The organism is Sphingobacterium paludis, from assembly GCF_004364125.1.
GTDB classification, from domain to species: domain Bacteria; phylum Bacteroidota; class Bacteroidia; order Sphingobacteriales; family Sphingobacteriaceae; genus Sphingobacterium; species Sphingobacterium paludis.
Genome location: NZ_SNZV01000001.1, coordinates 1 through 12,320, shown reverse-complemented (window position 1 = coordinate 12,320; position 12,320 = coordinate 1). Strand labels below are relative to the sequence as shown.

10 protein-coding genes are annotated in these 12,320 nt (G+C 44.0%); 3 read left to right on the top strand and 7 right to left on the bottom strand.

Features of this window, described 5'->3' with window-relative positions:
• The gene (locus B0I21_RS00055; RefSeq protein ID WP_133638315.1) at nt 1-1,461 is read left to right on the top strand and encodes an efflux transporter outer membrane subunit; all 1,461 of its coding nucleotides are present in this window, start codon (nt 1-3) and stop codon (nt 1,459-1,461) included.
• A gap of 76 nt (nt 1,462-1,537) precedes the next feature.
• Here the strand turns inward: B0I21_RS00055 and B0I21_RS00050 are convergent, their stop codons facing one another.
• From B0I21_RS00050 to B0I21_RS00020, 6 genes are all read right to left on the bottom strand, one after another.
• A complete protein-coding gene (locus B0I21_RS00050; protein WP_133638314.1) occupies nt 1,538-2,230 on the bottom strand; it encodes a sulfite exporter TauE/SafE family protein in 693 nt (230 codons plus the stop codon).
• Nucleotides 2,231-2,233: 3 nt separating this feature from the next.
• Nucleotides 2,234-2,656, bottom strand: coding sequence for a FixH family protein (locus B0I21_RS00045; RefSeq protein ID WP_133638313.1), 423 nt, complete (start codon nt 2,654-2,656; stop codon nt 2,234-2,236).
• 7 nt (nt 2,657-2,663) lie between these two features.
• Nucleotides 2,664-4,049, bottom strand: coding sequence for a cytochrome c oxidase accessory protein CcoG (gene ccoG / locus B0I21_RS00040; protein WP_133638312.1), 1,386 nt, complete (start codon nt 4,047-4,049; stop codon nt 2,664-2,666).
• Between the two features lie 24 nt (nt 4,050-4,073).
• Entirely contained in the window at nt 4,074-4,943 is an 870-nt protein-coding gene (locus B0I21_RS00035) for a cbb3-type cytochrome c oxidase N-terminal domain-containing protein (RefSeq protein WP_133638311.1), read from the bottom strand.
• 208 nt (nt 4,944-5,151) lie between these two features.
• Nucleotides 5,152-7,293, bottom strand: a complete 2,142-nt coding sequence (gene ccoN / locus B0I21_RS00025; protein WP_133638309.1) for a cytochrome-c oxidase, cbb3-type subunit I — start codon at nt 7,291-7,293, stop codon at nt 5,152-5,154.
• 185 nt (nt 7,294-7,478) lie between these two features.
• The gene (locus tag B0I21_RS00020) at nt 7,479-8,135 is read right to left on the bottom strand and encodes a lytic transglycosylase domain-containing protein (RefSeq protein ID WP_243835898.1); all 657 of its coding nucleotides are present in this window, start codon (nt 8,133-8,135) and stop codon (nt 7,479-7,481) included.
• A gap of 410 nt (nt 8,136-8,545) precedes the next feature.
• On the opposite strand from B0I21_RS00020, the gene B0I21_RS00015 reads away from it, so the two are divergent.
• Nucleotides 8,546-9,907, top strand: a complete 1,362-nt coding sequence (locus B0I21_RS00015; protein WP_133638307.1) for a pseudouridine synthase — start codon at nt 8,546-8,548, stop codon at nt 9,905-9,907.
• Nucleotides 9,908-9,978: 71 nt separating this feature from the next.
• Nucleotides 9,979-10,443: a pyrophosphohydrolase domain-containing protein gene (locus B0I21_RS00010; RefSeq protein ID WP_133638306.1), complete on the top strand. Its 465-nt coding sequence runs from the start codon at nt 9,979-9,981 to the stop codon at nt 10,441-10,443.
• A gap of 35 nt (nt 10,444-10,478) precedes the next feature.
• On the opposite strand, the gene B0I21_RS00005 is transcribed toward B0I21_RS00010, so the two are convergent.
• Entirely contained in the window at nt 10,479-11,426 is a 948-nt protein-coding gene (locus B0I21_RS00005) for a TIGR01212 family radical SAM protein (RefSeq protein WP_133638305.1), read from the bottom strand.
• Nucleotides 11,427-12,320: the final 894 nt, after the last annotated feature.

The following is a 12,320-nucleotide window of genomic DNA, read 5'->3' as shown; positions in this document are numbered from 1 at the left end:
ATGAAATATCTGAAATTTGTTCATCTAGTATATTGCATAGCTCTTATTGCTGCAGCATCTGCCTGCAAGGTGGGAAAACCCTACCAACCGCCTGCATTGGGATTGCCGGAAGAATTCCGGGGTGACACCATCACCTACCGAGAAGACACCGTAATTTTCGGCCATATACCTTGGCGTAGTTTTTTCAACGACCCTCAACTATTGTCCCTTATCGATAGCGGACTGGCAAACAACTACGATATGCGCACCGCGCTGAAAAATATAGAAATTGCCAATCGTAATCTTCGACAGAACCGCTTAGAGTACCTTCCGGCTTTTGACGCCAATATCGCTACCGTAAATCGACAATACCGATCCAGAGATTTTTATGCAGGTCCCTCATCAAAATGGTACACGGAAGAAGGAGGGGAAGCACCTAATAAACTGTTTAACTACCAATCACAGTTTGCAAGTGGAATAGAATTTAGTTGGGAACTTGACATTTGGGGACGTATCGCTAATCAGAAAGATCAATTGAAAGCGGAATTTTTGGACTCCTACGAGGCAAAGAATGCGATTCAGACCATGCTTGTATCCGATATTGCCAAAGGCTATTTTAACTTGATCATGTTGGATGCCCAGATCGAAGTTGCTAAACGAAATTTAACGTTAAACGACAGCACGTTGCGCATGATACAACTTCAATTTGAGGCTGGCGAAATAACAGCCTTAGCTATACAGCAGACGGAGTCACAACGACTATTGGCAGCCTCCCTCATCCCAGAGATCGAGAAGGAAATAGCTATTCAGGAAAACTCACTGCGCGTGCTCATCGGTCAAATGCCCGAAGCCGTCGGTCGCAACAATAAAATAGATAGCTTGATGAATACGGAAACGGGGATAACATTGGGAGCACCCCTTGAAATTGTACGTAACAGGCCCGACATCAAACGAGCAGAGTATGCGCTGATCTCTGCTAATGCCCAAATGAATATCCAGCAAATCATGCGCTATCCACAACTTTCTCTCAACGGTGTGTTTGGCGTCAATTCCATGCTTCCAAAAAATTGGTTCAACATTCCCGGTGCACTTCTCGGGGGTATTGTCGGAAACTTAACAGGACCAGTCTTTAGAAACGGAAGATTAAAAAATCAGTACGAGGTGGCGCGATTGGAACGAGAAAAGGCTGAGCTCGAGTTGCAACGCTCTGTTATGGAAGCCGTGAGTGAAGTATCCAATGCAGTCGTGACCGTAGAGAAACAAGTGGAACAACTGAAGCTGGCTAGAAAGCGAGTCGAAAATTCGCAGCTTGCCGTTAAAAATGCGTCATTACTATTTAAGGGAGGTTACGCAACCTACCTAGAGGTCATCACAGCCCAAAGCAATGCATTGGATAGTGAGCTGTCTTTGGTAGATATCGGCGCACGCCAGTTGCAGGCTTATGTTGATCTATACCGTTCCCTAGGCGGGGGCTGGCGATAAACGAGCGGCAGCCGTTTCGGGATATGGAGTATACCAGCCTTACCGTTGGTGAACCAACGGTAAGTTTTGACCGATATTACATACAATGTATGGCTCCATCAATGTGCAGCAAGGGGCTTAAGTAGGGAATATCTAAATTAGCTCCGCGCAGCATAAACCAAACACCCATAACAAGATATAAGACAGGCATAATCCGTGAAAAACCTCCTTTGAGCAGTGATTTCGATATCCCACTAATCAAGGAAAAAAAGAAGAGCAGCGGTAATGTTCCTAAACCGAAATATAGCATAAAGAGGGAGCTGGCCAAAACGGAGTCTGCGCTCATCGCCGATGCTAGAGCCATATATACCATACCGCAGGGCAACAGGCCATTAAGTATCCCCACGAAGAACGCGCCTCCGGGCCTGTTTAACCAGAAGCCCATTATTTTCGCGAAAGGTTGTAACACCCGCATTTGCCAGCTGTTGATCGCGCGATGCCGCCTGCCAAGCATATACAGGAACGCTATAGCGACCAATATGATTCCCATCACGATACTGAAACCCTGCTGCCACCCGCGCATAAAAGCAAGGTTGCCAACAGCTCCCAGTAGCAGTCCTAAAAGCCCATACATCATCACACGCCCCATTTGATAAAGCACACGCTGTAGCAACACGCGCCAACTGAAGCCCAGCTGTCTATCGATAGCAAAAATTAATGGGCCACACATCGCAACACAATGTATGCTTCCAAGCAATCCCATAAAAAAAGCAAGGTGATGGTAAGCCATGGCTTAAAAATAAATTTGATGATTTGAAATATAGTTTGTCTGGACACTTTGCCAAGCAATCTCGAGCTGCCAGCTTCCTTTTTGAAAGGATGCAAGGGCAATCCTATAGCTGCCCGCCGTCGTGGAGAAAGGTAATGTCACGTCTAAAGCATTATCGGCAGGTCGCTTAAACTTTAACTGGCCTCGATTAAGCTCTTGCTTAAAATCTAGGCACAACGTGTCATCGATAACACGCACAAGCGGCATAGCTTGGTCGCGTATCAAATTTTGCTTTCCGAGATACACCTCGTCATAGTGCAGACTTTTTTCGTAGTAGTCCGTTTCTTCCAAGCTGTCAGTGTTCTTTACCACCATGTATACCGCAGCGCAAATAATGCATAGCATGCATGTGCCCAGACCTACAACTATTTTTGTTCCCCAATTCATACTATTCTTATTTTGGTAATGGAGCAATAAAGGTTGTTTTCATAACGTGAATAGCTTTTCCTGCCGATACAATCTTTACCTTTACATATTGCTTGTATTGTTTAACATCTTTTCTGTCTATGCGTAGAAAGAAACTCAATGTCGCTGTACCTTCTTTTCCCAGCGAATTTATAGGATTGACTTGTTGAAGGCTGTAGCCTGGGTCTACCGGTTCTAATACAAAGGGTATTTCCTTCCCTGATTTATTGAGAAGTTCCAGGGTATAAAGGTTTCCTACTTTGTCGTCGGCCATTAATTGGTAGCTGCTGCCGTTGGCTCTTAACAACGTTCCACCTATTATGGATCGGTTGAATAATAGCACAGCCAACGCACCAATGAGTAGAGCCAACAACGAAGAGTACGCAATCGCGCGCATATTCTTCTTCTTAAATCCCTGTTTGTTCAGCGCTTCGGCTGTTGCATAGAAGCCGATGAGGCCCTTAGGCTTTCCAATCTTATCCATAACGGTATCGCACGCATCGATGCAAGCCGTACAGCTTACACATTCCATCTGGAGGCCGTTCCGGATATCGATCCCGGTTGGACAGACGTGCACACAGAGTTTACAATCCACACAATCCCCTTGCAATGATGTATCCTTTCGAATCTTACCTCGGGGCTCTCCCCGATCAACATCATAGGCTACGGTTAAGCTTTGGTCATCCAATAGCACACTTTGCAAGCGACCATAGGGACAGATGGTCGTACAAACAATCTCGCGTACGTGCGCAAAAACCCCATAAAATAGAAACGTGAACAGCAAAATAGCGATGAAGCCCCCCAGATGTTCCGAAACAGGAGCAACAATAATCTGGCCTAGCTTCTCAATGCCAATAATATAGGCTAAAAAGACATTAGCGATCAAAAAGGATAGGATAAAAAAGACGCTATGCTTCAGAAATTTCCTCCATGCTTTAGCATCCGAATCGGATCCTTCGTTAAGCTTCCTTTGCTGCTGCCAGTCACCTTCAATCCAATACTCTATCCGACGAAAAACGAGTTCCATAAAAATCGTTTGCGGACAAGCCCATCCACACCAAACCCGCCCATAGACCACCGTAAACAGCAGCACACCTATCATGACAATCAGCATTCCAAATACAAAGATGTATAGATCCTGGGGATAGAAAAGTTGACCTATGACTGAAAATTTGCGTTCGATGATATTAAACATCAAAAACGGGTTGCCATTAATTTTAACAAAGGGGGCTACAAGAAGAAGCAGTAACAACGGATACCCCACCCACTGTCGATAGCGATAAAGCCGGCCTTTCGGCTTTTTCACATAGATCCATTTACGCTTTTCGTGCGCCCGTTTTTCCTGTGCTACCTTAGCTGTGGACACTGCTCCCATCTTCTTGATCTGTTCTTTTCTACACTAATCCGTTTTTGCACCAGCCTCCATTGGGGACGCCTCCGCTACCGAAATTTTCTCTCCTTGTGGCTCTTTTGCGTTCGCGGGATTGCTGCCACGCAGAGAAAGGATATAGTTGCTTACCTCGGCGATTTGTCCAGGAGTAAGTGTTTGTTCCCATGGCACCATACCTTTGGCCGCTACGCCGTATTTGACAACCTTGAAAATATCTTTTATATCGGCACCATGTAACCAATAGTCATCGGTTAAATTTGGTCCTATCCCCCCTTCTCCCGCATTCCCGTGGCAGGCCACACAGTTCGACATGAAGACCGCTTTTCCAGACGCCGCCATACTACCAGTTTCGTCTACGGTGATCGATGTCTCATCAATCAGGTTTGCGGCCTGAGCTAAATATTCTTGCTTTGCCTTTTCGGCGACGGCCACCTCATGGTTGTATTCTTGCTCTTGAGTCAGTCCCCAGCTGAATACATGGTAGACCAAAAGGTATACAATACCAAAAGCTAATGTGGAATAAAATAGCGCATTGAACCAAGCAGGAATGGGGTTATTCAATTCTTTAATACCATCATATTCGTGGTCTATTTCGATATCCTTTTCTTCCGCTAAAGGCCGCAAGCTTAACAGCCTATTCCAGCGCGCCTGCCAATCGATCTTTTTGGCGCGCTTTGCTTCCTCTTCCGCCGCTAAATCGGGCATAGTAAGCTTGATTATAGCATTAATGGCACGATGGACGACAATAGACGAAGAAAGCAGGACCAACATCACAACGATAAGTGCAATAATCAGTACGTCGTTATACACTTTTCCCGATCCCATATACCATTCGGCAGTTTTGGCCGTGGTATCTACGGTTAATAATATTGTATTCATGATTTCAATTTCTATGCAATGGTTCTCCATCCCTTTCTTCCGAATCCATAAACGGAATGTCTTTCATGTAATTGACGTGGTCCTTTTTCATCCAGACTAGCATACAGGCCACAAGAAGGAAAAAGACCAAAAAAATCCATAGGGAGGTAATGAGATACATTTCATCACCATTTAAATTTGTTATTTGCTTAAACATGATAGCGTCTTTCTAGTTTTGATCTGATTTTGCTGCTGGTTCTTCTGCTACAACAGCCTTTATATCTGTTCCCAAACGTTGCAGATAGGCAATCATGGCCACGATCTCGCGATCCGAACGAATCTCGACTTGGTTCGAGGCCAGATCTTTCGTGATGTTCGTTGCTTGTTTCTGTAAATCTGCAAGTGCTTGATCGATCTCGTCGCCACGATAAGGGACCCCCAAAGTGCGCATCGCACGCATTTTCGCTTGCAACGTACTGTTATCTAAGGCTTGCTCGATCAACCAAGGATAAGCGGGCATAATGCTTCCCGGAGAGGTTATGGTGGGGTCAAGTAAATGATCGAAATGCCATTTGTGCGGATATTTTCCGCCGACGCGATGCAAATCAGGTCCAGTCCGCTTTGACCCCCACAGGAATGGCCTATCGTATACGAATTCACCTGCTTTACTATACTCCCCGTAGCGTGAGGTTTCTGAACGAAAAGGACGTACAGTCTGGGAATGGCAGTTTACACATCCTTCACGGATATATAAGTCACGGCCTTGCAGTTCTAATGCTGTATAGGGTTTTACTGCGGCTATCGTCGGAATATTACTGCTTACGGTGAACGTTGGGATCATTTCGACAATCCCCCCAATCAAAATAGCGATGAGGGCTAGTACCATAAACAGAATGGGCTTCCGCTCCAAGCGTCGGTGCTGATCGCGTTCTATCGATTTCAGCGGCAATAAAGCGGGTGCCTCGGCCGCCTCATTAGCCAGCAGGCTCCCTTTTTTAATTGTCTTCACCAAGTTGTAAGTCATGATAATGGCGCCGCTAAGGTAAAGTGCTCCACCGATGGCGCGCATCATGTGCATGGGAATGATCTCCAAGGTGGTCGCTAAGAAGTTGGGGTATTTAAGGACGCCTTCAGGCGTAAACTCTTTCCACATAAGTCCTTGAACCACAGCCGCCCAGTACATAGGTATGGCATAAAACAAAATGCCCAATGTACCGATCCAAAAGTGCACATTTGCGAGTTTCTTAGAGTGTAACGTAGTTTTGTAAACCCGTGGGATAAGATAATATAGTATCGCGAACGTCATAAATCCATTCCATCCTAACGCACCTACATGCACGTGCGCAACGATCCAATCGGTAAAATGCGCAATCGCATTGACTTGCTTAAGCGACAGCATAGGACCTTCAAAGGTAGCCATGCCATAGCTCGTTAGCGCGACTACCATAAATTTTAGCATAGGTTCCGTGCGCACCTTATCCCAAGCTCCGCGTAGGGTTAATAAGCCGTTGATCATTCCGCCCCAACTGGGCGCGATGAGCATAATGGAAAAAACCACGCCCAGCGATTGCACCCAAGAAGGTAGCGAAGTATACAGTAGATGATGCGGGCCAGCCCATATGTAGATGAATATCAAAGACCAAAAATGAAGGATACTTAACTTGTATGAGTACACTGGGCGGTTAGCCATTTTTGGCAAAAAATAGTACATCATGCCCAGGTAGGGCGTGGTTAGGAAGAACGCCACGGCATTGTGACCATACCACCACTGCACCAACGCATCTTGGACGCCGGCGTACACATAAAAGCTCTTCCACATGCTTACAGGTAGCTGTATTGAATTGACAATGTGCAGTACGGCAACTGTGACAAACGTAGCAATGTAAAACCAGACGGCCACATACATATGCCGCTCTCTGCGCTTGATGATCGTCCCGAACATGTTGATACCAAAAACCACCCAGATTAACGTAATGGCGATATCAATAGGCCACTCCATTTCCGCATACTCGTGGGATGAAGTGAATCCTAAGGGCAACGTGATTGCCGAGGCGACAATAATCAGTTGCCAGCCCCAGAAATGAATCTTGCTCAGCACGTCACTAAACATCCTAGCTTTCAGCACGCGTTGTAAGGAATAATACACGCCCATGAAGATTCCATTGCCTACAAATGCAAAAATGACGGCATTGGTATGAACCGGACGAACCCTTCCAAACGTGCTGTATTGGGTAAGGAAATTCATTTCGGGCCATATCAACTGGCAGGCTACCAACAAGCCTACGGACATGCCCACCAGACCCCAAATAATCGTCGCGACTCCGAAATCGCGCACAATCCTGTTGTCATACTTAAATTGCTCTAACTGCATACTTTTGTTATTAATTTCTGCGGTAAAAGTAGAGCGATTTCTATGACATTCTAATGATCGAAACCCGGGAAAAAAATGACGTTAGTCACTATCCTGATAGGTACTTTTCACTGTATTACCAACGGGAATCGCATAAAAAAAAGCCCTTAAGAGGACTTTTGTTTGTAGTATATGTATTGAACCTTCTATAAGAGGTTTTGCTCATTCACATTTTGGTATTTATCGTCTAATTTAGCATAACGCTTATAGCCGTGCTTGTTTGGGTTTTCGATAACTTGCTTCACCGAAGCTAGCTTGTAAATATACGATCCTGTTTCTTGGTTCAGGCGTAATTTGTAATAATCGCTGGTTCCCTGCCTGCGAATGGCGGCCTTTAGGCTACCTCCGCCGATATTATAAGCTGCGGCAACTAAAGTCCAATCTTCAAACTCCCTATACAGACTTTTAAGGTAGCGAGCAGCAGCGTGCGTAGATTTAATGAGATCTTTGCGTTCATCATATTTGCCACCCACCTTAAGGCCGTACAGACGCGCTGTGGAAGGCATAAATTGCCAATAGCCACCGGCTCCTCTGTGCGAGGTTATTTGCGGATTCATATCACTCTCAATAAGTGGGACGTATTTAAAATCTTCTGGAATGCCATACGATTTCAGGATCGAAGCTATTTTGGGGAGGTGTTTTGCCGCTTTGGCATGTAGCGCATAGGACTGCTGCTTACGGTATGAAAAGGTTGCTAAATACCTTTCAAACTTGGTCTCCACCGTATGCTTGTGAAGCGGGAGTTGCTTATTCGCGAATCGAATCGAACTGTAATAAGCTTCTTTTTGTTTTTGAGGCGTCATAGCTGATGCCTTTTTCTTTTTTTCTACCTGTTCCAGAAGAGCCTTTCGAATCGGATCCTTCTTGGAAGAAGAGTTTGCGTTTGTATATAGCTTCGACAGCAACATGACTGATAAAACTATAGAAGAACATAGTACCTTTTTTTTAATCATTCAATCCCTTACTGCTACCTATCCACGAATCGAATTTGTTGTAAAGAAAACTCGAAAACGATCAAAAATAGCTTGGTTCATTTTTCAGCCGACAAATATACAAAGCATTTCCGTAGGTTCCAAACCTCCCCAGAAGCCCCCTGAACCGAGTTTGCCGAAAAACTTTACTTCCGGATGTTTAAACAGGGATTATAGACCATAACTTTTTTTCAAACATTCAAATAAAAACACTAACTTTGTAACCTAAATTCCAAAAAAATATGCCATTCAATAGCAAAAGGAACAGTCGTGATGACAACTCCAAAAAAGGCCGAAGTGACGAAAGAAGTTTCGGGTCTAAGAGTGGTCGCAATCAACAATCTTCATCAAAAAGTGGATCTGGGAAACCGGGATTCGAGCGGACTGATAGAAAACAGTCAGACAAGCCATTCAATAAATTTGAGAAAAGAGAGAAGCGCGACGACGAACGTTCTTACAAGAAATTTGACAAGGGGGAACGCAACAGCGCGGATCGCCCATTCAACAAGTTTGAAAAGAAGGACTCCGGTCGTTCTTACGATAAATTTGACAAAGGAGGAAGAAGCGATGGTACGCGTTCTTTCAACAAATTCGAGAAAGACGACAGGCGGCGGAGCGATCGACCTTTCAACAAGTTTGAGAAAGACGACAGAAGGGGGAACGATAGACCGTTCAACAGTTTTGAGAAGAAAGATAGACGGAATGACGATGATAAAGGCGACCGTTATCCAACGCGCGACAACCGTGATCGGAAATTTAGCGGTGATAACCGAAGTTTTGACAAATCAAAACGTCCATTTAAAAGATTTGATGATACTGAAGGAAATAGCGATGTAAAGACCTTTCACCCACGTAAAAAGATTGCCTCTGCGGAGCCTAAAGACGATGGTTTAATTCGCCTAAATCGTTACATCTCTAATGCCGGTATCTGTTCACGTCGGAAAGCTGACGAGCTCATCACCTCTGGTGTAGTATCTGTAAATGGCGAAGTGGTTACCGAATTAGGTACGAAGGTAGATCCGGCAACTGACGAAATTCGCTATAACAACGAGCGCTTAAAACGCGAAAAAATGGTGTATGTGCTATTGAATAAACCAAAAGATTATATCACCACAACGGACGACCCTCAGGAACGCCGCACAGTTATGCATTTGGTCGCAAAAGCAACGAAAGAGCGTATATATCCAGTGGGACGCTTAGATCGTAATACCACAGGCTTACTTTTATTGACGAATGACGGAAACCTCGCAGAGAAGTTGTCTCATCCGCGCAATAACATCAGCAAGATATACAACGTAGAACTCAGCAAGAACCTAACGCAGGGCGATTTCAATAAAATTCAGTTTGGTATTGAGTTGGAGGATGGTTTAATTAAACCTGATGATTTGAGCTACGTACAAGGTGGAAGTAAACGCGAAGTGGGTATTCAAATACATTCCGGAAAGAACCGCATTGTGCGCCGTATTTTTGAATCGTTGGGTTATGAGGTTGTTAAATTGGATAGGGTGGTTTACGCCAACTTAACTAAGAAAGATTTGACGCGCGGACGATGGAGATATCTGGAAGAGCGAGAGCTTGTGCAGCTTAAACATTTAATGAAGTAATATACAAGGCGCTGCAATGGCGCCTTTTTTTCTTGCCTGAAGTTTTTGTAATTTAGCAAAAATTGCAAAACATGACAGATCCAAAAACATTGACTTCCGTAGCTGAATTTCATAAAACTTTCCAACATCCAATTTTGGAAGAACCGACTATTCCTGATGAAGGGCGCTGCCAACTGCGTGTGGCACTGATCGCAGAAGAGTTAAAGGAATTACAGGAAGCTATCGATAATAAAGACTTGGTGGAAATAGCTGATGCTTTATGCGATATTCAATATGTTCTCTCTGGCGCCGTACTCGAATTTGGTTTAAAAGATAAGTTCAACGCCCTATTCGAAGAGGTTCAACGCTCCAACATGAGCAAAGCCTGTAAAAATGAAGACGAGGCGATTGCTACGCAAGCGCATTATAAAACGAAAGGTGTAAATTCGTTTTATAAAGAGGTAGACGGGCTATTTTTGGTATTTAGAGAGGGAGACAATAAAACATTAAAGTCTATAAATTACTCCCCTGCAGATTTAAAGACTATCCTTAAATAAAAAAACGAGAGGAGTAACTCCTCTCGTTTTTTATGCTAAACGCTATACAAGCTTCCTTGCTTCACACCTCTCGCCTCTAGCCCCTTATCAATATGCGTCTGAATCTTCGATTTCGGATACCCCCAGTTGGGAGCGATCAATAACTCTCTATCCGCAATGCCGAAAATACGCTGGATAATGATATCTGGTCTTAACAGCGGAATAAACTTGGCTAAAAAGTCGGTATACTCTTCAATCGTAAACAATTTAAAAGGCTCACGCTTATACTTTACACCCATAATCGAGCCTTCTACAATATGGAGATGATGCAGCTTAACAAACTTTATTTCTGGATGTCTATTGATCTCCTGCGCGTATTGCAGCATCATTTCTTCCGATTCCCAAGGAAAACCAAAGATCGTGTGGACACAAAGCTCCAATTTCGTATTCTTGAGCATATTCATCGCTGAAAGAAACTCGTCGTGGGAGCAGCCTCTATTAATCCGTTCCAAGGTGTCATTATAAATGGATTCCATCCCCATCTCCAAATCAACGTCAAGGCGATCTGTATACGACTCCAACAACGCTATTTTGTCAAAATCCAAACAATCTGGCCGTGTTCCTACAGAAAGTCCTAAGGTGTTTTCTGGATCTATGCTAAGCGCTTCATCATACATCATTTTCAGCAAATGCGTTGGCGCGTATGTATTGGTATTTGGCTGAAAATAGATAATAAACTTCTCCGCACCATAGGAGTTTCGTGCACGTTCGATCCCGTTCTCAACCTGCTCACGGATGGAGGGAATTTTTCTTGCCGTATCTGGCGTAAAGGAATCTACATTGCAATACGTACAACCACCATATCCCTTGCTACCATCCCTGTTCGGACAAGTAAAATTTCCATCGACTATAACTTTAAAGACGCGCTGCCCATCATACTTTTCTTTCAAGTAAGCGCCGTAATGATTGTAAGGCTTCACGCCACTATCTAATAATGTACCCATTGCTCTGCAAAGATACCTAATTAATTGGTAATGTGTAACGGGTATTGCGTAGTGAGGTATTATAGATTTTAGTAGATCGTACGTAGGAGGTAGATTTGGAGTGAGTAATGGGTAGTGCGTAATGCGAATTGAGACATGAAGTGTTTTAAAGTGGACGTCCTTGCGAGCCAGAGGTACGAGGGCGCGGCAATCTTGCGTGTTGAGTAGTGAGTAATGAGTATTGCGTAATGAGATTAGATATTAGTAGTTAGTAGTTAGTAGTTAGATTGTAGTGCTTCGTATGTAGGGTTTGGTACCCTATACAATCCTTTTTACTTTTGAATTTTGAATTCTGAATTTCAATTGCACTAACTATTATTAAGCAAAATGTCGCATCGAAAGCTTTGCCGTATGTAGAAATTTGCCCCAGCACAGGCCATGCCTTGCAAAGGTTTCAAGCGACGGGGTTTCGAATACTTTTGCCCCACAAAAGTATTTGCCCTGCCGCGGCATGCGGCGGAAAGGTTGTGGGATGGATGTTGGTAGTGGGTATTGAGTAGTGAGTAGTACGTATTGAGATACTATAGATTTTAGTATGTAGTACTTAGTATATAGATTGGGGTATTGGGTAATGCGTATGGCGTAATGAGATTAGATATTAGTACGTAGAAATGGTACTGTGTAGGTTTTTTGACTTTTGAATTTTTACTTTTTAATTTCAATTTGCGAGCCGGAGGTACGAGGGCGCGGCAATCTTGCGTGTGGAGTAAGATCTGCTGCCGGGCACAATCCTTTTGAATTTTTACTTTTTACTTTTTACTTTTTACTTTTTACTTTTCAAAACACAAAAGCCCGTTATCTTTCGACAACGGGCTCCGTATTAAATTCGGCACCGACCTACTCTCCCACCTGTTA

What these genes read in the sequence shown, in the direction of transcription:
- B0I21_RS00045 (WP_133638313.1), bottom strand. Translation starts at nt 2,656, where the DNA reads ATGAATTGGGGAACAAAAATAGTTGTAGGTCTGGGCACATGCATGCTA.
- ccoG (WP_133638312.1), bottom strand. Translation starts at nt 4,049, where the DNA reads ATGGGAGCAGTGTCCACAGCTAAGGTAGCACAGGAAAAACGGGCGCAC.
- B0I21_RS00035 (WP_133638311.1), bottom strand. Translation starts at nt 4,943, where the DNA reads ATGAATACAATATTATTAACCGTAGATACCACGGCCAAAACTGCCGAA.
- B0I21_RS00010 (WP_133638306.1), top strand. Translation starts at nt 9,979, where the DNA reads ATGACAGATCCAAAAACATTGACTTCCGTAGCTGAATTTCATAAAACT.
- B0I21_RS00015 (WP_133638307.1), top strand. Translation starts at nt 8,546, where the DNA reads ATGCCATTCAATAGCAAAAGGAACAGTCGTGATGACAACTCCAAAAAA.
- B0I21_RS00005 (WP_133638305.1), bottom strand. Translation starts at nt 11,426, where the DNA reads ATGGGTACATTATTAGATAGTGGCGTGAAGCCTTACAATCATTACGGC.
- B0I21_RS00020 (WP_243835898.1), bottom strand. Translation starts at nt 8,135, where the DNA reads ATGACGCCTCAAAAACAAAAAGAAGCTTATTACAGTTCGATTCGATTC.
- ccoN (WP_133638309.1), bottom strand. Translation starts at nt 7,293, where the DNA reads ATGCAGTTAGAGCAATTTAAGTATGACAACAGGATTGTGCGCGATTTC.
- B0I21_RS00055 (WP_133638315.1), top strand. Translation starts at nt 1, where the DNA reads ATGAAATATCTGAAATTTGTTCATCTAGTATATTGCATAGCTCTTATT.
- B0I21_RS00050 (WP_133638314.1), bottom strand. Translation starts at nt 2,230, where the DNA reads ATGGCTTACCATCACCTTGCTTTTTTTATGGGATTGCTTGGAAGCATA.